The following is a 24,193-nucleotide window of genomic DNA, read 5'->3' as shown; positions in this document are numbered from 1 at the left end:
GGAAGCGTGGCGACACGTGGAGCTGACAGATACTAATCGGTCGAGGGCTTATCCTTATAACGTTTGGAAACGTCGATATCTAGTTTTGAAAGAGCAATCTTTCAACAAAATAAGGTCTAGTGATGATGGCGAAGAGGCCACACCCGTTCCCATACCGAACACGGAAGTTAAGCTCTTCAGCGCCGATGGTAGTTGGGGGTTTCCCCCTGTAAGAGTAGGACGTCGCTAGGCAAAAAAGGTAGGCCGATTGCATAATCGGCCTATCTTTTTTTGTTTTCAGAGCATTTTTGAAAAGAAAAGAGCATGGTAGAAGATAACCAAACACCAGTTATCTTCTTTTTGTATTAGAACAAAGAAGCTTGTGGGTTAAGCATCGTCCTGTTCCTGCGTCTTCTAGCCTAGCCACAGAAGTGGATTCCTCGTCACAAGCCAGCAAAGAAGCAATCACAGGCTGTCGGCTCCATACCGAACACGGAAGTTAAGCTCTTCAGCGCCGATGGTAGCTTTAGGGTTTCCCCCTGTAAGAGTAGGACGTCGCTAGGCAAAAAAGGTAGGCCGATTGCATAATCGGCCTATCTTTTTTTTATTTTAGGGGCATTGTTGAATCGTTAAGAACAAGGTAGAAGATAACCAAACACCGGTTATCTTCTTTTTAGTATTAAAAAAAAAGGAAGCTTGAGCGATTCCAAGAAGCTATGCGAGTCAAACTTGATGGAAATTAGGTCAATTCGCGCCATTTACGAGTCAAAATCCACATAAACAGGTCGCACGAACAAAACCACAAGAAGCCTCAACCCCAAAACAAGCCAGAAGATAACAAAAACCAGTTATCATCTGGTCACTTTTCTACCTTCAAAAAAATTAGCGGGCATAAACGGCTGATTTTCGGCCGAAAATACAAAATTCTCGGACGGAAACACGACATTTTCGGACGAGAATCAAATTTAACCGGCGAGCCCTCATTTAAACTGGTTTAACACATGAAAATAACAACCTAATTTTCTTCCAGATATGTTTGATAGCTTAATGCTTAGGGGTATGTTGCTATGAAAGACATTGTAAACATTTTTTAAATCTTCCCGAATCCTTCATTGAAAAAGTTGATTGGAGTGTAAGGCGCCGACTCCTGCAGGATAAGTGGGACAGGTGAGACCCTTCAATGGCGCTTGCGACGAAGGGGCTCACCGCCCACCCTGCGGAAAGCGTGCGCCTGTAACGGAAATCAACAACTCCCTTGATTTCTATCAGCAACAGAAGTTGCTATAATTTCTTTTAATCATAAACAACTAATCTTAAATAAATATTTCCTCTGGAAAAATCTCCATTTTCCATGTGTTTCAAAAAATGTTATCCTAGACAGAAGTGTTTAGACAAAAATTTTAAAAAGCAACAAAAGAAGGCAAGCAGCAGGAGGTCATCATGTTAAACAACGGGTTAATGATGGTTGCCATCATCCTTTTAATTAATATTGTGTATGTATCCTTTTTTACAATACGAATGATCCTGACGCTAAAAAACCAGCGTTATTTAGCGGCGTTTATCTCTGTTTTTGAAGTCATCATCTATGTCGTCGGGCTAGGGCTCGTGCTCGAGAACCTGGACAAGATCCAGAACCTGATCGCATATGCGGTCGGCTACGGCTTAGGCGTACTGGTCGGCATGAAGATTGAGGAGAAGCTCGCACTCGGCTATATTACTGTCAATGTGATCACGACTGAGCTGGCATCTGATTTGCCAAACCAGATCCGCTCCAAAGGGTTTGGTGTGACAGACTGGATGGCACATGGGCGTGAGGGGCAGAGACTCATGATGGAGATCCTCACATCGAGGAAATCGGAGAAAAGTCTGTATGAGACGGTCAAGCACCTGGATCCAAAGGCGTTTATCATCTCGCATGAGCCAAAAGCGTTTCATGGCGGATTCTGGGTGAAGAGCATCAGGAGGTAGCAAGCTGTAATGGAAAAGAAACCAACGAAAAAGAAGTTTCAGGTTGAACAAGGTGAAACCATCTCGCAGTGTCTAGACCGCATGGCGGCAGAAGGCTACATGCCAGTTAGGCGAATGGAAGAGCCCGTTTTTCACGAAGTCAAGCAGAACGGCAAGATTGAAGTAGAAGTTAAAGAACAGCGCATCGTGTTCGAAGGGAAATTAGTCTAAAAACCGAACAATTAAACCAATAACACATTCATCGTTCGATTTTCGTTGACGAATGCTACCACCATTGCTACAATGAAATCAGATGAATATCGCCCTCATATAATTTCGGGGATACGGCCCGTAAGTCTCTACCTGATGTCCAGTAATTCATCAGACTATGAGGGAAAGCTTTTATTCTGTCATCTTTATATGCATTCAGGCAAAGTATGTCCAGACAGGCGGCTTTCTCTCACAGTTTCGTAGAGATGAGTCCACCCTGCTGGATTTTTTTATTTTTCTGAAAATTTAAGGAGGACAGTATGCTATGCCTATAAAAGTCGGAGTGATCATGGGAAGCACGTCAGATTGGGAGACGATGCAGCATGCGTGCGACATACTTGATGAGCTTGGAGTCGAATATGAAAAGAAAGTGGTTTCGGCGCACCGGACCCCTGACCTGATGTATCAATACGCGGAATCAGCACATGAGCGAGGATTGCAGATAATTATTGCAGGAGCAGGCGGCGCAGCGCACCTTCCCGGCATGGTCGCGGCAAAGACGACGGTCCCGGTAATCGGCGTGCCGGTTCAGTCCAAAGCGCTGAACGGCCTCGATTCGCTGCTATCGATCGTCCAGATGCCAGGCGGCGTACCGGTTGCAACGGTCGCGATCGGCAAGGCGGGCGCGACGAATGCCGGACTTCTCGCATCGCAGATTCTCGCCAACCAAGACACTACATTGCGTGAAAAACTAATCCAAAGACGCGCGGCGACTGAAGCGGCGGTTCTAGAAAGCAGTGATCAGCTTGTTTAAGACAGTGTTGCCAGGGCAGACGATCGGAATATTAGGCGGCGGACAGCTTGGACGTATGATGGCGCTCAGCGCGCGTGAGATGGGATACCGTGTGACTGTGCTTGAACCTGCGACCGACTCGCCGTGCGGTCAAGTGAGCGATCTTGAAATTGTGACGGCTTATGATGATGAGAACGGGATTAAGGAGCTTGCTGAAAAATCAGACGTGATCACATACGAGTTTGAGAACGTCGATGTAAAGTCGGCAAAATGGCTGGAGAACAACGCGAACCTGCCGCAGGGAAGCCGTTTGTTAGAAGTCACACAGCACCGTTTGCGTGAAAAAGAAACGCTGTTTGCAGCAGGCGTGAAGATCGCTCCGTTCCGTCCGGTGCATGACGGTGAATCGCTGTTAGATGCAGTACAGTACACGGGATTGCCTGCGGTACTGAAAACATGCCGAGGTGGATATGACGGCAAAGGGCAGGTTGTCATTCGTTCACACAAAGATTTTTCCATTGCAGAAGAGCTGCTAAAGTACGGCAATGATTTCGTGCTCGAAGCGTGGGTTCCTTTTGAAAAAGAGATTTCGGTTATCATCACGCGCGGAGTGAATGGTGAAGTGACAACGTTCCCGGTCGCAGAAAACATACATGTGGACAACATCCTTCATCAGACGATCGTGCCGGCACGAATCACCTCAGAGGTCGAAATGAAGGCGAAGCGTATGGCACGTATGATCGCGGCTGAGCTCGACTTAGTCGGAACGCTCGCCGTCGAGATGTTCGCGGCCAAAGACGGTACATTATACGTGAACGAGCTCGCGCCGCGTCCGCACAACTCGGGCCACTATACGATCGAGGCATGCGCCGTATCGCAGTTCGACCAGCATATCCGCGCGATCACGGGAATGCCGCTCGGCAGTACAAAGCTACTAAAACCGGCTGTGATGATCAACGTTTTGGGAGAACATATAGAGAGCATACTGAACCACTTATCAGAATTGAAAGAAGCTAAACTTCATCTGTACGGAAAAGAAGAAGCGAAAACGAAACGTAAAATGGGACATATCACAGTGCTCGGCGAGACGATTGACGAGGCGATGGCCGAATCCAGCCGAATTCTCGATAAAGTGTTCCCGAAGAAACCGACGGAGGTACAATCATGATTGAACGCTATACACGCCCGGAAATGGGTGCGATTTGGACAGATGAGAACCGCTTTAACGCATGGCTCGAGGTCGAGATCCTTGCTTGTGAAGCGTGGGCAGAGCTCGGAGACATCCCGAAAGAAGACGTTGTAAAGCTGCGTGAAAACGCGTCGTTCGATATGAACCGCATTCATGAAATCGAGCAAGAAACGCGCCATGATGTCGTCGCGTTCACACGCGCCGTATCGGAGACACTTGGAGAAGAACGCAAATGGGTCCATTATGGCCTCACGTCCACAGATGTGGTCGACACAGCGCTTTCCTACATGCTGCTGCAGGCGAACAACATTTTAGCCGCTGACCTTGACCGTTTTGTCGCGATTTTAGGTGAAAAGGCGAAAGAACATAAGTACACAGTCATGATGGGTCGCACACACGGCGTTCATGCTGAGCCGACGACGTTCGGTTTGAAGCTTGCTCTTTGGTACGAAGAAATGAAGCGCAACGTGGAGCGCTTTAAGCAGGCGGCAGAAACGGTTCGTGTCGGCAAGCTGTCGGGTGCAGTCGGTACATACGCGAACATCGACCCGTTCGTTGAAAAATATGTGTGTGAGAATCTTGGGCTTGAAGCAGCGCCGATCTCCACGCAAACATTGCAGCGTGACCGCCACGCTCATTACGTGTCCACACTTGCTTTGATTGCGACGAGCATCGAAAAGTTCGCGACAGAAATTCGCGGATTGCAAAAGAGCGAAACGCGCGAGGTGGAAGAGTTTTTCGCAAAAGGCCAGAAAGGTTCGTCCGCTATGCCGCATAAGCGCAACCCGATCGGCTCTGAGAACATGACAGGGCTCGCGCGTGTCATCCGCGGCCACATGATGACGGCGTTTGAGAACGTATCGCTTTGGCACGAACGCGATATATCGCATTCATCTGCTGAGCGCATCATCCTGCCAGATGCGACGATCTTGTTGAACTATATGCTGAATCGCTTTGGCAACATCGTGAAAAATTTGACGGTGTTCCCAGAGAACATGAAGCGCAACATGGCCCGCACGTACGGCTTGATCTACTCGCAGCGCGTGTTGCTTAAGCTGATCGACAAAGGCATGGCACGCGAAGCCGCCTACGACATCGTCCAGCCAAAAGCGATGCAAGCATGGGAAGAAGGCGTCCAGTTCCGCACACTAATTGAGGCAGAGCCGCAGATCACAGAAAAATTAACACCAGCCGAGATTGAAGATTGCTTTGATTATTCGTACCACCTGTCACAGGTTGATACGATTTTTGAAAGATTGGGTCTTTAAAAAACATGATAAGAATTCACTGGAGTAGTTGATTTACGTTTCAGGTGCACGCTTTCCGCGGGGTGAGCGGTGAGCCCCTTCGTCGCACGCGCCATTGAAGGGTCTCACCTTCTCACTCATCCCGCAGGAGTCGGCACCTTACACTTCAATCAACTTTTAGCTTAGAAGAATTCAAGGTGTTTTTTTAGAAGTAACTTAATGATATGTCTTTCAAAGTTTAGTTAGGATATTTAGAAAATGGGAGAACGAACTGAAACTTCACGACAATCTCCCTTTCTCTTTTTTAATCATTAAAGATTGAAGATTCCTAATATTGCGGAAACGAAGGGGCTGTGTACCGTGGAGAAGCTGGAGATGCTGTACGAGGGAAAGGCGAAGAGAATTTATCGGACGAGTGACGAGAGCACGGTTTGGATCAGCTATAAAGACAGCGCGACGGCGTTTAATGGCGAGAAGAAGGCTGTGATTGAAGGCAAGGGGCGTTTGAACAATGAGATTTCCTCGTTATTGTTTGAGATGCTGGCGGCTGAAGGCATACCGTCTCACTTTGTCACCCGTCTGTCTGAGACTGATCAGCTTGTGAAAAAAGTGAGCATCGTGCCGATTGAAGTGGTCGTCCGTAACATCGCGGCTGGTACACTCGCGAAACGCCTTGGTCTGACAGAAGGCGAAATCCTGCCGCAGACGATCGTCGAATTTTATTATAAAAACGACGAGCTCGGTGATCCGCTCATCAACGACGATCATATCGCGATTTTAAACCTTGCCACGCCAGATCAGCTGACCGAAATGCGCGAGAAAGCGCTGCGTGTGAATGACGTGCTCACATCATACTTCGCGTCAAAAAATGTGAAGCTCGTCGACTTTAAGCTTGAGTACGGAACGGATGAAAAAGGGCAGCTCCTTTTAGCAGATGAGATCTCGCCTGACACGTGCCGTTTATGGGACAGCGAAACGAATGAAAAGCTTGATAAAGATGTATTCCGCCGAGATCTCGGCAATCTAGCAGCAGCGTACGAAAAAATTTTAGAACGCCTAGGAGGAGTACCATGTACAAAGTAAAAGTATTTGTCACCTTAAAAGAAAGTGTTCTAGATCCACAAGGTTCAGCTGTAAAAGGATCGCTTCACAAAATGTCTCACACAGAGGTGTCGGACGTGCGCATCGGCAAGTATCTAGAGCTGACGTTTGAAGAAGGCGATTATGATATCGATGAAAAAGTGAATGAAATGTGCCGCAAGCTGCTTTCCAACCCGGTCATTGAAGACTACACGTATGAGGTGGAGGAGGTCGTCGCACAGTGAGATTCGCGGTGATTGTGTTCCCGGGCTCGAACTGTGACACCGACATGTACCACGCGGTGGCCGATACGCTCGGGAGTGAAGCAGAATATGTTTGGCATACAGAACGTGACTTAAGCCGATTTGACGGTATTTTATTGCCTGGCGGGTTTTCGTACGGCGACTATCTTCGCACAGGTGCAATCGCGCGTTTCGCGAACGTGATGGAAGAAGTCGTAAAAGCGGCGAATGCCGGAAAGCCAGTCCTTGGCGTCTGTAACGGATTTCAAATTCTTCTCGAAGCGGGTCTATTGCCTGGCGCGATGAGACGAAACGAATCGCTGAAATTCATCTGCCGTCCGGAAAAGCTTGTGGTGGAAAACAACGCGACGATGTTCACGAACAGCTATGAAAAGGGCGAGGTTATCACGATTCCAGTCGCTCATGGCGAAGGAAACTATTTTTGTGACGATGATGCCCTTCAGGAGCTGGAGAAAAACAACCAGATCGTGTTCCGCTACGCCAGCAACCCGAACGGATCGGTCGCCGATATTGCAGGCATTACGAACCGCGCCGGAAACGTGCTCGGCATGATGCCGCACCCGGAACGCGCGGTTGAAAAGCTGCTTGGCAGCGAGGACGGATTAAAGCTATTCCAATCGATTGTAAAGAGCTGGAGGGAAAGCCATGTTATCTCATCAGGAACCAAGTGATCAACAAATCAAGGAACAGCGTTTATACCGTGAAATGGGCTTAAGTGACAACGAGTTTGAACTGATTCAAAGCATCATCGGACGTCTCCCGAACTGGACGGAAACCGGGTTGTTCTCGGTTATGTGGAGCGAGCATTGTTCGTATAAAAACTCGAAGCCGGTGCTGCGCAAGTTTCCGGTGGAAGGCAAGCACGTGCTGCAAGGACCTGGCGAAGGCGCTGGGATCGTGGACATTGGTGACGGCCAGGCGGTTGTTTTTAAAATTGAATCGCACAATCACCCGTCCGCGATTGAGCCGTACCAGGGCGCAGCGACAGGTGTCGGCGGTATCATCCGTGACGTGTTCTCGATGGGCGCGCGTCCGATCGCACTATTAAACTCCCTACGTTTCGGTGAGCTCGAGAGTGAGCGTGTAAAATATTTGTTCGAGCAAGTGGTAGCAGGCATCGCCGGCTACGGCAACTGCATCGGCATCCCGACAGTCGGCGGCGAGGTGCAGTTCGACGCGTCATACGAAGGCAACCCGCTCGTGAACGCGATGTGTGTTGGCCTTATCGATCATAAAGATATTAAAAAAGGGCAGGCGCACGGCATCGGCAACTCGGTCATGTACGTTGGCGCGAAAACAGGGCGCGACGGCATTCACGGTGCGACGTTCGCTTCCGAAGAACTGACGGATGCGTCTGAAGAAAAACGACCGGCCGTACAAGTCGGCGATCCGTTCATGGAAAAATTGCTGATGGAAGCGTGCCTAGAAGTGATTCAAGGCTGTGACGCTCTCGTTGGCATTCAGGATATGGGTGCAGCGGGACTAACGAGCTCTTCTGCTGAAATGGCGAGTAAAGCGGGCGTTGGGATTGAGATGAACCTTGACCTCGTGCCGCAGCGCGAAACGGGCATGACGGCATACGAGATGATGCTTTCTGAGTCACAGGAACGCATGCTTTTAGTTGTTGAAAAAGGACGCGAGCACGAAGCGGCGGCTTATTTCGAAAAATGGGATCTAGACGCCGTCACAATCGGGTCAGTTATTGACGAAAAAGTGCTGCGATTGCTACATCACGGCGAGGTCGTGGCAGAGCTGCCAGTCGACGCGCTTGCAGAAGACGCACCGGTGTACAACAAGCCATCGAGTGAACCGGCTTATTTTGCAGAATTCCAGACTGCCGATCCTTACGTGCCAGAGATTGATAGCTACAAAGAAACATTGCTTCAGCTGTTATCTCAGCCGACGATCGCGAGCAAAGAGTGGGTGTTCAATCAATATGATTATATGGTCCGCACGAACACGGCGGTCGCGCCAGGCTCGGATGCAGCGGTTGTGAGGATTCGCGGCAAGGAAAAAGCGCTCGCGATGACAACCGACTGCAACTCTCGCTATTTATATCTCGATCCAGAAGTGGGCGGTAAGATTGCCGTAGCCGAAGCGGCTCGCAATCTCGTATGTTCAGGTGCAAAGCCGCTCGCGGTAACAGATTGCTTGAACTTCGGAAACCCAGAAAAGCCGGAAATCTTCTGGCAGCTTGAAAAAGCAGCAGACGGCATGAGCGCGGCGTGCCGCAAGCTCGAGACACCGGTCATCGGCGGAAACGTGTCGCTTTACAATGAAACGAACGGAGTCGCGGTCTACCCAACGCCGGTCATCGGTATGGTTGGGCTGATCGAGAACATCGAGCATATCACAACACAGCATTTTAAAAACGCAGGAGACCTGATCTATCTTGTCGGTGAGAGCAAAGCGGAGTTTGGCGGAAGCGAGCTGCAGAAAATGCTGGCAGGCTCGATTTCCGGCAAAGCGCCTGAATTGGATCTTGAGGTAGAATGGATGCGCCAAGAGCAGCTTTTAAAGGCGATTCAAAAAGGCTACGTGCAGTCGGCGCATGATGTGGCAGAAGGCGGGGCGGCTGTTGCTTTGGCAGAGTGTGTGATGAACGGAAACATTGGAGCTTCTGTCGTTTTAGAAGGTGACGAGAGCGGTTCCCTTTTCGGCGAGTCACAGTCACGCTTCATACTGACTGTTAAACCGGAGCATGCAGCAGATTTTGAAAACGTGATGAGTGACGCGGTGCAGATCGGGTTCGTCAGGCAGGAGCCAGGGCTCTCGATCGATGGTGCAGAAGGCCGTGAGCTCGTGAAATGCAGTCATGAAGAATTGGAGAAAGCTTGGAGAGGAGCCATCCCATGCTTGCTGACATCAAAGGCTTAAACGAAGAATGCGGCGTGTTTGGCATATGGGGAAGCCGTGAAGCAGCACAGTTATCGTATTACGGACTTCACAGCATGCAGCACCGCGGCCAGGAAGGCGCCGGCATCGTCGTGACAGACGGCGAGCGGCTGAAAATGCATAAAGGGCACGGACTCGTGAACGAAGTGTTCGGAAAAGGCGAGCTCGAGGACCTGACAGGTATGGCGGCAATCGCTCACGTCCGTTATGCGACAGCAGGCGGAGCAGAATACGCGAACGTCCAGCCGCTGCTGTTCCGTTCACAGACAGGCTCACTCGCACTCGCGCATAACGGAAACTTGGTGAACGCCAATGCACTCAAGCATCAGCTCGAGTCACAGGGCAGCATTTTTCAGACGAGTTCTGATACTGAGGTACTCGCTCATTTGATCAAGAGAAGCGGCTATAGTAATTTGAAGGATCGTGTGAAAAACGCTCTAACCATGCTAAAAGGCGCTTACTCTTTTCTTATTATGACTGAAACAGAAATTATGGTAGCACGCGATCCGAACGGTTTGCGTCCGCTGTCGATCGGCATATTGGGCGATGCGTATGTGATAGCGAGCGAAACATGCGCGTTTGATGTGGTCGGTGCCCAGTATTTGCGCGATGTCCAGCCAGGCGAACTGCTTGTGATTAATAACGATGGACTCACTTCTGAGTTCTTCTCCACATCTGTACAACGGTCCATGTGTTCGATGGAATACATCTACTTTTCTCGGCCAGACAGCAACATCGAAGGCATCAACGTCCACGCCGCACGAAAGTCTCTTGGTAAAGTGATGGCCATGGAAGCGCCAGTCGAAGCCGATGTCGTAACAGGCGTACCCGATTCCAGCATCTCAGCGGCCATCGGCTATGCCGAAGCATCAGGCATTCCGTATGAAATCGGCTTGATCAAAAACCGATACGTTGGACGCACGTTCATACAGCCGTCACAGGAACTGCGCGAGCTTGGTGTGAAAATGAAGCTGTCGCCAGTCCGGGCAATTGTCGAAGGCAAGCGAGTCGTCATGGTCGACGACTCCATCGTGCGCGGCACAACAAGCCGCCGCATCGTCGGCATGCTGCGCGCGGCAGGTGCGACGGAGGTGCACGTACGCATCACCGCACCGCCCATTGCCCATCCATGCTACTACGGCATCGATACGTCCGAGCGCGAGGAGCTGATTGCCTCTAAGCACACACCAGACGAAATCTGTGAGATGATCGGCGCCGACTCGCTCGCCTTCATCACGCTCGACGGGCTGTTCCGGGGAATTGGCAGACCGCAAAACGAACCAAACTGCGGCCAATGCGTCGCCTGCTTCACCGGCAAGTACCCAACAGAAATCTACCCAGACACCGTCATGCCATACGAAAAAGAGATGGTTTAACTTTTTAGCATCCCAAAGGGAAGGCCAAAAACAGCGAAGCCTCCCACAGTGGGGTCCGGTACCAATAACGGGGTTGATAATATCGAAGATAATTATCTTGGTACCGGACCCCAGATGTTTGAAACATCGAAGACCATGTTAGCCAAACAGGGCACGGAAGCCAAATTCTTGGTACCGGACCCCAGATGTTTGAAGACATCAAAGAAAATGTTAGCGTAACTCGGCATATAAACAATGGGGTCCGGTACCATTTAACAACAGCACTGAACTAGCACGGGGTCCGGTAAAATGGTACCGGACCCCGAACTTAGGAGGATTCACGATGGCTGAAGCATATAAGCAGGCGGGGGTTAATATAGAGGCTGGCTATGAGGCAGTCGAACGGATGAAGAAGCATGCACTGAGAACAGCGCGTCCTGAGGTGATGGCAGGTCTTGGCGGGTTTGGCGCCATGTTTGATCTGTCCAACATCAAGCATAAAGAGCCGGTATTAGTATCCGGAACAGATGGCGTTGGGACGAAGCTGAAGCTCGCGTTCATGCTAGATACGCACGATACGATTGGCATCGATGCTGTCGCCATGTGCGTAAACGACATCGCTGCGCAAGGAGCAGAGCCGCTTTACTTTTTAGATTACCTGGCATGCGGCAAGCTTGTTCCTGAAAAAGCAGAGCAAATTGTAAAAGGCATCGCTGACGGCTGTGAGAGTGCAGGCTGCGCCCTTATCGGCGGCGAAACGGCGGAGATGCCAGGATTTTATCCGGACGGCGAATACGACATCGCCGGTTTTTCAGTCGGAATCGCCGAAAAGTCGAAGCTGCTAAAGCCCGAGAACGTGAAGGAAGGCGACGTGTTGATCGGCCTTTCGTCCAGCGGCCTGCACAGCAACGGATTTTCTCTTGTGCGCAAGGTGCTGCTCGATCAGGCAGGATACAGCTTGTCTGACACATTCGCTGAACTGAGCGGTCGTACACTCGGCGCTGAGCTTTTAACACCGACCAAAATTTATGTGAAGCCGCTGCTGGAGGTGTTTGAGTCGTTCAACATCCACGGTGCAGCTCACATTACGGGCGGCGGTTTTATCGAAAACATTCCGCGCATGCTGCCTGACGGGCTTTGTGCAGAAGTGGATTACGGATCGTGGCCGATACCTCCTGTTTTTGAGATGGTGGAGAAAGCTGGTAACATCGGCCGCGGTGAGATGTTCACCACCTTTAACATGGGCATCGGCATGGTGCTAGCGGTCGATAGTGATGATATGACATCGGTAATTAGAACACTCGAACGCACAGGAGAGACACCATACTTGATCGGCCGTGTAAAAAAAGGCGACGGCGTGATATTTGGCGGCGGTGAACTTTCATGAACGTAGCCGTATTTGCATCAGGCAGCGGCTCGAATTTTCAGGCGCTGCTCGACGCGGCAGCAGAAGGAACGCTGTCTGCTTCTATTAAACTGCTCGTTTGCGACAAACCAGGCGCGTACGCAGTAAAGCGTGCGGCAAAAGCGGGGATATCAGCGTTCATTTTTAACGCAAAAGAATATTCCTCAAAAGAAGAGTACGAGCAAGAGATTTTACAAGAATTGCAGAAGCATGATGTGCAGTTTATCGCACTGGCGGGGTATATGCGCCTCGTCGGTACGGTGCTGCTATCTGCGTTTGAAGGCAGGATGGTAAACATCCACCCGTCGCTTCTTCCGTATTTCCCGGGTAAAGACGCGGTTGGACAGGCGCTTGCCGCACGTGTGCAGGAGACAGGCGTCACCATTCATTATGTGGACAGCGGCATGGACACAGGCCCAGTCATCGAGAAGGCAGCGGTTCCGGTGCAAGAAGGCGACACGCGAGAAACGCTGCAGGCGCGCATCCAAAAAACAGAGCATGAGCTGTATCCAAGAGTATTGCAAACACTACTTCACAATCAACTGGCAGGAGGCATAACAAAATGAGCATCCAACGAGCACTAATATCCGTATCTGACAAAGAAGGTTTATTGCCGTTTGCAAAAGCGCTCGCAGAACGCGGCGTCGAAATCATTTCAACAGGCGGGACGAGCAAGGCGCTGCTCGAGGCGGGCATTCCCGTCACTGGCATTTCTGACGTGACAGGATTTCCTGAGATCATGGACGGCCGCGTGAAAACATTGCACCCGATGATTCACGGCGGACTTTTAGCGGTAAGAGACAATGAAAGCCACCGCACCCAGATGGAAGAGAACGGGATCAAGCCGATCGACCTTGTTGTCGTGAACCTCTATCCGTTCAAGCAGACGATTGCCAAAGAGAACGCAGCCTTTAGTGATGCGATTGAGAACATTGACATCGGCGGGCCGAGCATGCTTCGTTCGGCAGCCAAGAACCACGCGTACGTTACCGTGGTGGTCGATCCTAAAGACTACGGTCTTGTGCTGGATGAGCTGCAGCAGCATCAAGCGGTAAGCGTGGAAACGCGCCGCCGTCTCGCGGCTAAAACGTTCCGCCACACCGCTGCATACGACGCCCTGATCGCCGAGTATTTAACGCAGCAGGTGGAAGAAGAGCATCCTGAGTCATACACCGTTACATTTGAGAAAAAGCAGGATTTGCGTTACGGCGAGAACCCGCATCAAAAGGCCGCGTTTTACTCGAAGCCGCTCGGACCCGTGCTGTCTGTCGCCAACGCACAGCAACTGCACGGAAAAGAGTTGTCGTACAACAACATTAACGATGCTGATGCGGCGCTAGCGATCGTCAGAGAATTCATCGACCCGGCTGTTGTTGCGGTTAAGCATATGAACCCTTGCGGAGTCGGCACAGGGCGCGATGTGGCGGAAGCGTTCAAACGTGCGTATGAAGCCGATCCGGTCTCGATTTTCGGCGGCATTATCGCGTCAAACGTGGAGATCGACAAGCCGACCGCTGAAAAAATGAGCGAAATTTTCCTGGAAATCGTCATCGCGCCCTCTTTTTCAGAGGAAGCACTAGCGGTTTTGACGCAAAAGAAAAATATCCGCCTGATGATCGTACCGTTTGAGAAGCACGGCGTAATCGGCAAAAAGATCACAACCATTGCTGGCGGCATGCTCGTCCAGGACGAAGACGCATTCGGATTAGATGAGGCGAATGTGAGTGTTCCGACGAAACGCCAGCCGACAGAAAAAGAGTGGGCCGATCTGAAGCTAGCTTGGAAGGTCGTCAAGCATGTGAAATCCAACGCCATCGTCCTGGCGCGCGATGAGATGACCGTCGGAGTTGGTGCTGGCCAGATGAACCGCGTCGGCGCAGCGAAAATCGCCATCGAGCAGGCTGGCGAACTCGCAAAAGGCTCGGCGCTCGGATCAGATGCGTTCTTTCCGATGGATGATACCGTCGAAGCTGCAGCAAAAGCCGGCATAACAGCCATTATTCAGCCAGGAGGCTCCGTTCGCGACGAAGATTCGATAAAAAAAGCCGACGAATACGGCATCGCGATGGTATTCACAGGGGTCCGGCACTTCAAACATTAAGGTTTTCCGCGTTTATTTGCGGATTTGAGAAGTTTATTTGCAAATTCCAATATTTTATTTGCAAGTTTGAAAATTTATTTGCGAATCTGACAACTTTATTTGCAGATACACCGAAATTAACTCGCGGGGAGGTTTCATCATGAAGGTTTTAGTGATCGGAAGGGGAGGCAGGGAGCACGCGCTTGTCTGGAAGTTTGCCAGCAGTCCATCGGTGACGAAAGTGTTCGCGGCGCCCGGAAACCCGGGAATCGACAACATTGCCGAATGCGTGGACATTCAGGAAAATGATATCCAGTCGCTCATCAAATTTGTGAGAAGCCGCGAAATTGATCTCACATTTGTCGGTCCAGAGGTGCCGCTGCTCGAAGGACTCGCCGACGCATTCCAAGTAGAAGGGCTGAAAATCTTCGCGCCGACAAAAGCCGCCGCCGAAATTGAAGGCAGCAAATCATTCGCGAAGCAGCTCATGAAAACATACAGCATCCCGACCGCTGATTATGAAACGTTCACCGATTTTGACGAGGCATGGTCGTATGTGCAGCAAAAAGGCGCGCCGATCGTCCTTAAGGCGGACGGGCTTGCGGCAGGAAAAGGTGTGATCGTGGCGATGACACTTGAGGAAGCCAAGGCAGGGCTTGAGGATATCTTGCTCAACCATAAATTTCAATCAGCCGGCAGCAAAGTGGTCATTGAGGAATTTCTTCAGGGCGAAGAGTTCTCGCTCATGGCTTTCGTGCATGGCGAGACCGTGTACCCGATGGAAATCGCGCAGGACCACAAGCGCGCGTTCACCGGAGACAAAGGACCGAACACAGGCGGGATGGGCGCATACTCACCCGTGCCGCAAATACCTGGCAGTGCGGTGGCCGCATCCGTCGAAACGGTGCTCAACCAAGCCGCCAAAGCGATGGCAGCAGAAGGCCGCCCTTTTACCGGTATCTTATACGCTGGCCTCATGCTCACAGCGGACGGACCGAAAGTCATCGAGTTCAACGCCCGTTTCGGCGATCCGGAAACACAAGTGATTTTGCCTCGCCTGGAAAACGACCTGGCGCAGCTAATCTTAGACATCCTGGACAACAAGCCCGTGCAGCTGAAATGGCGCAGTGAAGCGGCAGTAGGGGTTGTTCTCGCCTCGGGCGGTTATCCGGAAGACTATGACAAAGGCGTTCCCATCACCGGTCTGCCTGAAAACGAATTCATTTTCCACGCCGGCACGAAAAAAACCGCCGGTGAACTCGTCACAGACGGAGGACGCATCCTGCTCACGGCAGCACTCGGCGCTACCCTCTCAGACGCACAAAAACAAGCCTATCAAACACTATCCAAAATCAACTGCGCCGGCTCCTTCTACCGAACCGATATCGGAGACAAAGCTACCGCGCGCGCCGCTTTTTGATATACACAAACAGCACCGCCACAACACAGCCAATAACCAAAGCATACAAGAACAAAGAATCCATCACAAACTCCCACGACATAGCCATACCTCCCAAAAGCGGCCCAGCGCCGCTTTTTTCAATTACCCTAAAGTTTCTTAAAAATAAATGACTTACATGAAGTTGCGATTATGAACTTCTCTTTTACTACATCCGTGTACTCCTTGAATCAGGTTGATTGCAGTGAAAGGTGCGGCTAGCCCCTCGAGGTCAAATGAGCCAGTGTCCAATAAGTCACAAACCGATCCTTTAGGTCCCTTTCTCATTTGCTTGCCCTAGGCTAAACGAGCCCACCCGCGTTTTCCGCCTCACCCTCTGGATAAGCGTGCGGCTGTAACGGAAATCAACCATTTCTCCGAATTCTTCATATAAACGAAGTTAGGCTTATATTTTTAAGACGGATTCACGATATCACTATCCGCAATATCATCAATCTTCATCTCATTGATTTCCTTCGTCACGTGGAACAGCTCGGTGACAGGACAGAAGCGGACGACGCCTTCTGCCACCTTCATCGCGCCGAGCATCATCATCAGGATATACGACTCTTTCTGCGGCTTACGGGAAAATTTGGCACTATACACCGCGAGCACCGTCAGACCTCCAGCAATTCGAATCATCGCGTTAACCAGCCCAATATTTTGTCTCATTTATGAAACCCCTTTCATTCTTTGTAACTTTTCGCTTATTCTGTGCTATTCTTAGTAAAAGAATTCTAGAAAAAGACAGGTGAACAGGCGTGGGAAGCACTTTAACACTTTGGAATAAAACGCAGATGAGAAAGCATACGGCGGTTGTGCGCAATGAGCTGGCGCCGACAAAGGTCCTAAAAAATGCGGCATACTTGAACTCTGCACTTCGGACGTGGAGCAACGCGAATATCTGGCTGTATGAAGACCGCATCGTGTATGGGGGAAGCCGGTTGCCAGAGAACGCGGACAGCACGGAAATCATCGATTTGGACGGAAAATATGTGGTGCCGAGCTATATCGAGCCGCACTGCCATCCGTTTCAGCTATATAATCCCCAGACGCTCAGTCAATATGCATTGCAGCGCGGGACGGCGACGTTTCTTTGTGATAACTTTGCGTTGCTTTTTGAATTGAACGTTACGAAAGCGCTTACTTTAATGGAGGATATGAACGAGCTGCCTGCGACCTTTTTCTGGTGGTGCCGTTATGATGCGCAAACAGAGCTGCTTGAAGAAGAAAAGTATTTTTCCACAAAAAGCATCAAAAAACTGCTCGACAGCCCTTGGGTGCTGCAGGGCGGAGAGCTGACTAGCTGGCCGCGCGTGCTGCAGGGTGACGACACGATATTACAATGGATGAGTGATACGAAGAAAGCCGGAAAGAGGATAGAAGGGCACTTGCCTGGTGCGTCCGAAAAAACGCTGCAGCAGATGGTGCTGCTCGGCGTGGACTGTGATCACGAGGCGATGACTGGAGCAGAAGCGATCGACCGTTTGAACGCCGGCTTGACGCTGTCACTGCGCTATTCTTCTATCCGTCCGGACCTTCCGAAGCTGCTGCGCGAGCTGAAAGAAGAGGGTGTCAGCCAGTTTGACCGTGTTTTCATGACAACAGATGGATCCACGCCGGCTTTTTACCAAAACGGTGTGACAGATGAGATGATCAGAATCGCGCTTGATGCCGAAATCGATCCGATTGATGCGTATCAGATGGCATCGTACAATGTGGCGCGCTATTATCAGCTTGATCACTTGTTTGGCATGATCGCACCGGGGCGCATCGCCCATCTGAACATTTTATCGGACATCCGCAATCCTGTACCAGAATCGGTGCTGGCAAAGGGTGAATGGGTGAAAAAGGACGGAGCGGCTGTGGAAGCGGAGCGAGACAAAGAGTTTGACTGGAGCGGACACGGCATCCAAAAGCGCACGTTTGACTGGGACATTAGGATGGACGATTTCCGGTTCTCCGGACTCGTCGGGATTGAGATGTACAATTCGGTCATCACACGGCCTTATAATGTATCGATTGATACGACCGTAGATGTGATCCATGATGAAAGTGACGAATGCTTCCTCATGCTTGTCGACCGGAACGGCAAGTGGCGGATCAATACTGTCGTGAAGGGGTTTGCTAAGAACCTGGCCGGGTTTGCGAGCACGTACTCGAACACGGGCGATGTTTTGCTGATCGGGAAAAATAAAGCTGAGATGAAGCGGGCGTTCGACCGTGCGAAGGAGATCGGAGGCGGAATCGTGCTGACCGAAGATGGGGGAGTAGCTGCTGAAATTAAACTTCCGCTCGCAGGAGGGATGTCGAATTCTGCTGTCGAAGAATTAATAGGGGAAGAAAAAGCGCTGACCGAAGCGCTTCGTGCACGCGGTTATCAGTACGAGGATCCGATCTACAGTCTTTTGTTTTTCTCTTCCACCCATTTGCCGTATATCCGGATTACACAGCGCGGAATTTATGATGTGAAGAATAAAGGGTTACTTTTTCCTTCTATTATGCGTTAATATATAAAAGGATCAGGCAATAGAATGAATGTAAAAAGGTTGTGACTTCATGAGAAAGTGGCTGCTGATTTTATTATGCCTGGTCATAAGCGTGTCGCTGACAGCATGCAAAGATTCAAAGGAAATTCTAAAAGACGGCAAAGTGGATCAAGCGGAGGCGTCTGAATCAGTCAAAAAGCAAAAAACATACAAATATGTGTTTCCTCTTACCGGAAAGCAGACGAACAGTGACGTCACGCGCCGGCCGGTCGCTGTTATGGTGAATAACCATGAGAAAGCGCGTCCGCAGTCTGGTCTTCATCAAGCGGACATCGTCTATGAAGTCCTGGCAGAAGGCGACATCACGCGGTTTCTCGCTATATTCCAAAGCGAGGTGCCGAAAGTGATCGGCCCGGTGCGCAGTGCGCGTGATTATTTTATAAGCTTGAGCGAGGGCTATGATGCGCTTTTCGTCGCGCATGGCTATAGCCCTGAGGCGCAGCATATACTCGAGAGCGGTTCGGTCGATAACCTGAACGGCATGAAATATGACGGCACCCTTTTTGAGCGGGCGGATTTCCGCAAACCGCCGCATAACTCGTACATCACATCAGAAAGCATCGAAAAAGGCGCTGAGATGCTAAGCTATCCTTTGCAAGCGAAAAGCGAACCTCTTCCTTTTTTAAAGAAAGAAGAAGTCAAGCGTCTGCAGGGCGATCAGGCTAACGAGATTACGGTCCGCTACAACAGCCGTGAATCTATCGTTTACAGCTATGACGATAAGAAGAATCGGTATGTCCGGTCGATGGATGGCGTTCCTTCTATGGATCGTGAAACCGAAACGCCGATCGCGGTGGAAAATGTGTTCGTGGTGGAAGCACAGCATATTACAGCGGACAGCAGCGGGCGCCGTGACATCGATTTACATTCCGGCGGAAAAGCGTTATTGTTCCAAAGAGGAATGGTTCAACAGATCTCATGGAAAAATGAGAATGGAAGAATCGTACCAGATGGCGGAAAATGGATCCCAGGCAAGACATGGGTGAACATCGTGCCATCTGGGATGGATAAGAGTGTAAGTATGGAATAAAGGAGTGCTATATCAATGCAAATCGATAAACTAAGAGGCAAGGCGCTGGATCAGCTGTTTGAATCCGTGCTTACGCTAAAAGATAAAGAAGAATGCTATCGATTCTTCGATGACCTTTGTACGATGAACGAGATCCAGTCGCTTGCTCAGCGCTTGGAAGTGGCACGCATGCTGCGTGAAGGCAAGACGTATCATAAGATTGAAACCGAAACGGGTGCGAGCACGGCGACGATTTCCCGTGTGAAACGCTGCCTCAATTTCGGCAACGACGCGTATCAGATGGTGCTTGAGCGCGTGCACGAAAATGATCCGCCAAAAGAAAACCTGTAGCGCGTAAAGCGTTTGCAGGTCTTTTCTTTTTTTTGTCGAATAAAAGAGAAAGAGCTAGTAATCACGCATATCGAGGTGATACATAAATGGGAGAAAAATACCTCGAGGACTGCCTTTATTTTAATGTGAACCGGATGTCCAGAGCAATCACACGCTTGGCGGAGAAGTGCTTCAAAGATACCGGGCTTTCTCCGACCCTTGCCTTCATGCTGATGGTCGCGAACAATAAGCCAGGTATATCTCAGACTGAATTGGGGGCGGAGCTTCATATCGCTCCATCTACCATAACAAGGTTTGTGGATAAGCTGGTGTCACAGCAACTGATTGAGCGCAAAGCAAACCGGACGAAAGCGTTGATCTATCCGACAGATAAAGGACTGGCCCTCCAGCAGGCACTGCAGCATGCATGGAACGACCTGCAGGGTGCATGTTCGGAATACCTAGGCGAGAAAAACAGCCAAGAACTGACCGCTCTGCTCTCACATGCAGGTGATGTGCTAGAAGAAAAGAACTAGATTAGGCGAAAACCACCCCAGCACGTTGGCTGTCGGGTGGTTTTTGTTTGGGCGAGTGGGGGCTCGCCCGTAAATTTGATTTCTCGCCCGCAAAATCCAAATCTTGCCCGAAAGCACTCCACTCTCGCCCGTAAATCTCAAATTTCGCCCGAGAATCAAAATAACAGCAAGCAGGGGGGTCCGGTACACCGCGTACCGGACCCCCCTGCTTGCTCACACCATCCACTTTTCCGCGTCTTCACGCAATAAGCTGTATTGCACAAGATCGCGGCAGCTGCCGTTGATCCATTCGGCTTGCCGGAGACGGCCTTCTGGTGTGAACCCGAGGCGTTCGGCGAGCATGATGCTGCGGGTGTTTTCACCGGCTGCGCGCAGCTCGATCCGGTTCAAGCCAAGCTGGTAGAAGGCGTACAGAAGCATGCCGTGCGCCCCGCGCTTGGCGATGCCGCGTCCTTCAAAGCCGCTGCCGACCCAATAGCCGATAGAAGCAGACTTATTGTGCCATTTGATATCGTACAGAGCGACCGAACCGGCCATGGTATTGCGGTACCAGATAAAGCCGACAAGATCGGTATGTTCTTTTTGCTTTTTACTCACCATTTTCAAGAATTCCTTCGCGTCCTTCACTGAATGCGTCTGGTTCACCCACATCAGCCAGGGAGAGAGCTTGGCGCGGGAACGATCGGTCAGCTGAAAAAAAATCTCCGCTTCTTTCACATTTCCTTCTTTTAACACCACTTCATGATCGATTTGCAGAAAAAACATAGGCTCTTTTCTCCTTTTTCGATTCCTATCTGCCAGCACTTTCCCTGATGTCAAAGATAGAGCAGCATTTTTAATTCTGTTATAATGGCTAAGAATAGAAACAGGTTGATCGTGCGGCGAAATCAGCCGCAAATAGCAGGAGGAAAACCATTCATGTACGATTATCAGGAGTGGAAGCACGTCTTTAAGCTCGACCCGGAAAAAGAAATCAGCGACGCCGACTTGGAAGCGGTGTGCGAATCAGGAACCGACGCAGTCATGGTCGGCGGCAGTGATGGGGTGACCCTTGATAACACACTGCACTTGATGTCACGCATCCGCCGCTATATGGTGCCGTGCGTGCTCGAGGTGTCCAACACCGAATCGATCACACCGGGGTTCGACTTTTATTATATTCCGACCGTGCTCAATAGCTCAGAACCTAAATTTATTGTCGGGCTGCAGCATGACGCGGTGAAAGAGTATGGCCCGATCATGAACTGGGACGAGATTGTGACAGAAGGCTATGTGATATTGAACCCGGACTGCAAGGCGGCGAAACTGTCGCACGCCAAGCCAGCCCTCACAGCAGATGATGTAGTAGCTTATGCCCGACTGGCAGAAAAAATGTTCAAGCTGCCTATTTTTTATGTTGAATACAGCGGCATGTACGGTGATCCTGAACTGGTAAAAGACGTATCAGGTGTGCTCAGCGAGACGAAGCTGTATTATGGGGGCGGCATCAAGACAGCCGAACAGGCGCGTGATATGGCACAATATGCGGACACAGTCGTGGTCGGCAACGTGATCTATGAAAATGTGAAGCAAGCGCTCGAGACCGTAAAGGCGGTAAAAGGGGCATAATATTACAAGTTAGGTAGGGTGGTGTTTGTTTATGAGTATGAACCAGCTAGTTGAGAAGCTGCTTTCCGGCCTGAACCCGGAGCAGCGTGCGGCCGTCAAGCATACGGACGGACCGCTTTTGATCATGGCCGGAGCGGGAAGCGGAAAGACGCGCGTGCTGACACATCGCATCGCGTATTTGATGATGGAAAAGCAGGTGGCGCCATGGAGCATATTGGCGATCACGTTTACGAATAAAGCGGCACGCGAGATGAAAGAGCGTGTGGCGAAAATTACAGGCCCAGTGGCCGAAGACATCTGGATCTCCACGTTCCACTCGATGTGCGTCCGTATTTTGCGCCGCGACATCGACCGCATAGGATTTAACCGCAACTTTACGATTCTCGATTCTACCGACCAATTATCGGTTATCAAAAATATTTTAAAAGACAAGAACCTCGACCCAAAGAAATTCGAGCCGCGCAGCATTCTTGGCGCGATCTCGTCACTGAAGAACGAGCTGAAAACGTCCAAAGACTTCGAAAAGATCAAGAGCGGACCGTTTGATGACATCGTTCATGACGTGTACATGGAGTACGAAAAGCGCCTGAAAAAGAACCATGCGCTTGATTTTGACGACCTGATCATGACGACGATCCACCTGTTCTCGCGTGTGCCTGAGGTGCTGGAATTTTATCAGCGCAAGTTTCAATACATTCACGTCGACGAGTATCAGGATACGAACCGTGCGCAGTATATGCTCGTGAAGATGCTCGCCGACCGTTTCCGCAACCTGTGCGTCGTTGGGGACAGTGATCAGTCGATCTATGGCTGGCGCGGAGCAGATATCGCGAACATCCTGTCGTTTGAGGAAGACTATGGCGACGCGAAGGTGATTCTGCTCGAGCAAAACTACCGATCCACGAAAAAAATTCTCGACGCAGCGAACAAGGTGATTCAGAACAACGCGACACGCAAGCCGAAAAATCTCTGGACCGATAATGACGACGGCACGAATATCATCCATTATCAAGCCGACAGCGAGCATGATGAAGGTCACTTTGTCGCGGGCAAAATTCGCGAAATGACGACGAGCGGCAAGCGCAAAAATAATGAAATCGCGATCCTCTACCGCACGAACGCTCAGTCTCGTGTGATCGAGGAAGTATTGATCAAGTCGAACATTCAGTACAACATCGTCGGCGGCATCAAGTTCTATGACAGAAAAGAGATCAAAGATATCCTCGCGTACCTTCGCCTCATCTCGAATCCGGACGATGACATCAGCTTGACGCGCATCATTAACGTTCCGAAACGCGGCATTGGTGCGTCAACGGTTGATAAAATCGCCCAATACGGCGCGGACAATGACCTGTCCATGTATCAGGCGCTGCAGGAAGTGGAGCAGATCGGCCTGACAGCTCGCTTTACGGCGGTATTGCGAGAGTTTGCCAGCCAGATTGAGAACTGGAACCGAATGCAGGAATTTTTATCGGTGACGGAGCTCGTGGAAGAAGTGCTCGACAAGACGGGTTACCGCGACATGCTGAAGAATGAAAAAACGCTCGAAGCGCAGGCGCGCCTTGAGAACTTGGAAGAATTTTTATCTGTTACGAAGGACTTTGAAAAGCGCCAGGACGACAAATCGCTGCTCGCATTCCTTACTGACCTTGCCCTCGTGGCGGACATCGACAAGCTGGACGAAGACGGCACCGTGAACGACAAGCCGAAAGAAAGCGTCGTGCTCATGACGCTGCACTCGGCAAAAGGCCTTGAATTCCCGGTCGTGTTCCTGATGGGGATGGAAGAAGGGGTGTTCCCGCATAGCCGGGCGCTTTTTGAAGAAAATGAAATGGAAGAGGAACGCCGCTTAGCGTATGTCGGCATCACGCGTGCCGAGCAGGAGCTGTACCTCACGAACGCGCGCAGCCGCACATTGTATGGCCGCACGAACTCAAACCCGGTGTCGCGTTTCATTTCGGAAATTCCAGAAGAGCTGCTCGAAGTGATGGAAAAAGAAATGCCGTCATGGGCGCGCGGCGCACGTACGGCTCAGCAGCAGAACGTGCCGTCGTTCATGCGGAACAAGATCACAGCACCAAAAACCACTTCATCAGGCGGAGAAAAATCCGACTGGCGCGTCGGCGACAAAGTAAAGCATCGCAAGTGGGAAACCGGTACGGTCGTGAGCATGCGCGGCACAGGCGACTCGCTTGAGCTCGACATCGCCTTCCCGCAGCCGGTCGGACTGAAGCGGTTGCTCGCGAAATTTGCCCCGATTGAAAAAATGTAAGGAGTGAA

The 24,193-nt window shown here is 50.7% G+C and carries 23 protein-coding genes, 1 rRNA gene and 1 riboswitch; of the genes, 21 read left to right on the top strand and 3 right to left on the bottom strand.

Annotation, left to right across the window (positions count from 1 at the left end; all coding sequences use genetic code 11):
- Positions 1 to 115: 115 nt before the first annotated feature.
- The 15 genes from rrf (at position 116) to purD (ending at position 15,863) form a co-directional block, all read left to right on the top strand.
- Positions 116 to 231, top strand: a 5S ribosomal RNA gene (rrf, locus tag ACFQPF_RS12625).
- Between the two features lie 1,188 nt (positions 232 to 1,419).
- Positions 1,420 to 1,947, top strand: coding sequence for a DUF2179 domain-containing protein (locus ACFQPF_RS12620; RefSeq protein ID WP_379750094.1), 528 nt, complete (start codon positions 1,420 to 1,422; stop codon positions 1,945 to 1,947).
- 9 nt (positions 1,948 to 1,956) lie between these two features.
- Entirely contained in the window at positions 1,957 to 2,157 is a 201-nt protein-coding gene (locus ACFQPF_RS12615) for an NETI motif-containing protein (protein ID WP_379750093.1), read from the top strand.
- A gap of 75 nt (positions 2,158 to 2,232) precedes the next feature.
- A riboswitch (purine riboswitch) is annotated at positions 2,233 to 2,335 on the top strand.
- A 126-nt stretch (positions 2,336 to 2,461) separates the two neighbouring features.
- Positions 2,462 to 2,950: a 5-(carboxyamino)imidazole ribonucleotide mutase gene (gene purE, locus ACFQPF_RS12610; RefSeq protein WP_379750092.1), complete on the top strand. Its 489-nt coding sequence runs from the start codon at positions 2,462 to 2,464 to the stop codon at positions 2,948 to 2,950.
- Positions 2,943 to 4,097, top strand: coding sequence for a 5-(carboxyamino)imidazole ribonucleotide synthase (gene purK, locus ACFQPF_RS12605; RefSeq protein ID WP_379750091.1), 1,155 nt, complete (start codon positions 2,943 to 2,945; stop codon positions 4,095 to 4,097). The genes purE and purK overlap by 8 nt, the downstream gene beginning before the upstream one ends.
- A complete protein-coding gene (gene purB / locus ACFQPF_RS12600; RefSeq protein ID WP_379750090.1) occupies positions 4,094 to 5,386 on the top strand; it encodes an adenylosuccinate lyase in 1,293 nt (430 codons plus the stop codon). The genes purK and purB overlap by 4 nt, the downstream gene beginning before the upstream one ends.
- A 339-nt stretch (positions 5,387 to 5,725) precedes the next feature.
- Positions 5,726 to 6,448, top strand: a complete 723-nt coding sequence (gene purC, locus ACFQPF_RS12595; RefSeq protein ID WP_379750089.1) for a phosphoribosylaminoimidazolesuccinocarboxamide synthase — start codon at positions 5,726 to 5,728, stop codon at positions 6,446 to 6,448.
- Complete coding sequence (gene purS / locus ACFQPF_RS12590) at positions 6,436 to 6,690, top strand: phosphoribosylformylglycinamidine synthase subunit PurS (protein ID WP_379750088.1); 255 nt, start codon at positions 6,436 to 6,438, stop codon at positions 6,688 to 6,690. The genes purC and purS overlap by 13 nt, the downstream gene beginning before the upstream one ends.
- Entirely contained in the window at positions 6,687 to 7,379 is a 693-nt protein-coding gene (purQ, locus tag ACFQPF_RS12585; protein WP_379750087.1) for a phosphoribosylformylglycinamidine synthase subunit PurQ, read from the top strand. Before purS ends, purQ begins: the two co-directional genes overlap by 4 nt.
- Positions 7,354 to 9,585: a phosphoribosylformylglycinamidine synthase subunit PurL gene (gene purL, locus ACFQPF_RS12580; RefSeq protein ID WP_379750086.1), complete on the top strand. Its 2,232-nt coding sequence runs from the start codon at positions 7,354 to 7,356 to the stop codon at positions 9,583 to 9,585. Before purQ ends, purL begins: the two co-directional genes overlap by 26 nt.
- Complete coding sequence (gene purF / locus ACFQPF_RS12575; RefSeq protein WP_379750085.1) at positions 9,561 to 10,979, top strand: amidophosphoribosyltransferase; 1,419 nt, start codon at positions 9,561 to 9,563, stop codon at positions 10,977 to 10,979. Before purL ends, purF begins: the two co-directional genes overlap by 25 nt.
- Before the next feature lie 322 nt (positions 10,980 to 11,301).
- Complete coding sequence (gene purM / locus ACFQPF_RS12570) at positions 11,302 to 12,345, top strand: phosphoribosylformylglycinamidine cyclo-ligase (RefSeq protein WP_379750084.1); 1,044 nt, start codon at positions 11,302 to 11,304, stop codon at positions 12,343 to 12,345.
- The gene (purN, locus tag ACFQPF_RS12565) at positions 12,342 to 12,929 is read left to right on the top strand and encodes a phosphoribosylglycinamide formyltransferase (RefSeq protein WP_379750083.1); all 588 of its coding nucleotides are present in this window, start codon (positions 12,342 to 12,344) and stop codon (positions 12,927 to 12,929) included. Before purM ends, purN begins: the two co-directional genes overlap by 4 nt.
- A complete protein-coding gene (gene purH, locus ACFQPF_RS12560; RefSeq protein ID WP_379750082.1) occupies positions 12,926 to 14,464 on the top strand; it encodes a bifunctional phosphoribosylaminoimidazolecarboxamide formyltransferase/IMP cyclohydrolase in 1,539 nt (512 codons plus the stop codon). Before purN ends, purH begins: the two co-directional genes overlap by 4 nt.
- 139 nt (positions 14,465 to 14,603) lie before the next feature.
- Positions 14,604 to 15,863 carry a phosphoribosylamine--glycine ligase gene (gene purD / locus ACFQPF_RS12555; RefSeq protein ID WP_379750081.1) on the top strand — a complete coding sequence of 420 codons (1,260 nt, stop codon included), beginning with the start codon at positions 14,604 to 14,606 and terminating at the stop codon, positions 15,861 to 15,863.
- Here the strand turns inward: purD and ACFQPF_RS12550 are convergent.
- The gene (locus ACFQPF_RS12550) at positions 15,841 to 15,927 is read right to left on the bottom strand and encodes an EYxxD motif small membrane protein (RefSeq protein WP_379750097.1); all 87 of its coding nucleotides are present in this window, start codon (positions 15,925 to 15,927) and stop codon (positions 15,841 to 15,843) included. The genes purD and ACFQPF_RS12550 overlap by 23 nt on opposite strands.
- Positions 15,928 to 16,295: 368 nt before the next feature.
- Positions 16,296 to 16,553, bottom strand: coding sequence for a YgaP family membrane protein (locus ACFQPF_RS12545; RefSeq protein ID WP_379750080.1), 258 nt, complete (start codon positions 16,551 to 16,553; stop codon positions 16,296 to 16,298).
- 125 nt (positions 16,554 to 16,678) lie between these two features.
- Between ACFQPF_RS12545 and ACFQPF_RS12540 the strand changes: the two genes are divergently transcribed.
- The 4 genes from ACFQPF_RS12540 to ACFQPF_RS12525 all read left to right on the top strand — a co-directional run bounded on the left by ACFQPF_RS12540 (position 16,679) and on the right by ACFQPF_RS12525 (position 20,305).
- Positions 16,679 to 18,391 carry an adenine deaminase C-terminal domain-containing protein gene (locus ACFQPF_RS12540; protein ID WP_379750096.1) on the top strand — a complete coding sequence of 571 codons (1,713 nt, stop codon included), beginning with the start codon at positions 16,679 to 16,681 and terminating at the stop codon, positions 18,389 to 18,391.
- Positions 18,392 to 18,440: 49 nt separating this feature from the next.
- Positions 18,441 to 19,460, top strand: a complete 1,020-nt coding sequence (locus ACFQPF_RS12535) for a DUF3048 domain-containing protein (RefSeq protein ID WP_379750079.1) — start codon at positions 18,441 to 18,443, stop codon at positions 19,458 to 19,460.
- A gap of 15 nt (positions 19,461 to 19,475) precedes the next feature.
- Positions 19,476 to 19,790: a YerC/YecD family TrpR-related protein gene (locus ACFQPF_RS12530; protein WP_379750078.1), complete on the top strand. Its 315-nt coding sequence runs from the start codon at positions 19,476 to 19,478 to the stop codon at positions 19,788 to 19,790.
- Positions 19,791 to 19,876: 86 nt separating this feature from the next.
- Positions 19,877 to 20,305 carry a MarR family winged helix-turn-helix transcriptional regulator gene (locus ACFQPF_RS12525; RefSeq protein WP_379750077.1) on the top strand — a complete coding sequence of 143 codons (429 nt, stop codon included), beginning with the start codon at positions 19,877 to 19,879 and terminating at the stop codon, positions 20,303 to 20,305.
- A gap of 213 nt (positions 20,306 to 20,518) precedes the next feature.
- Here ACFQPF_RS12525 and ACFQPF_RS12520 read toward each other — a convergent pair whose 3' ends face one another.
- A complete protein-coding gene (locus ACFQPF_RS12520) occupies positions 20,519 to 21,070 on the bottom strand; it encodes a GNAT family N-acetyltransferase (RefSeq protein ID WP_379750076.1) in 552 nt (183 codons plus the stop codon).
- 153 nt (positions 21,071 to 21,223) lie between these two features.
- Between ACFQPF_RS12520 and pcrB the strand changes: the two genes are divergently transcribed.
- Complete coding sequence (pcrB, locus tag ACFQPF_RS12515; RefSeq protein ID WP_379750075.1) at positions 21,224 to 21,913, top strand: heptaprenylglyceryl phosphate synthase; 690 nt, start codon at positions 21,224 to 21,226, stop codon at positions 21,911 to 21,913.
- A 37-nt stretch (positions 21,914 to 21,950) separates the two neighbouring features.
- Positions 21,951 to 24,185, top strand: a complete 2,235-nt coding sequence (pcrA, locus tag ACFQPF_RS12510; RefSeq protein WP_379750095.1) for a DNA helicase PcrA — start codon at positions 21,951 to 21,953, stop codon at positions 24,183 to 24,185.
- Positions 24,186 to 24,193: the final 8 nt, after the last annotated feature.

Source organism: Fictibacillus iocasae, from assembly GCF_042665465.1.
GTDB lineage: Bacteria > Bacillota > Bacilli > Bacillales > Fictibacillaceae > Fictibacillus > Fictibacillus iocasae.
This window is presented reverse-complemented; position numbering and strand designations above follow the sequence as displayed.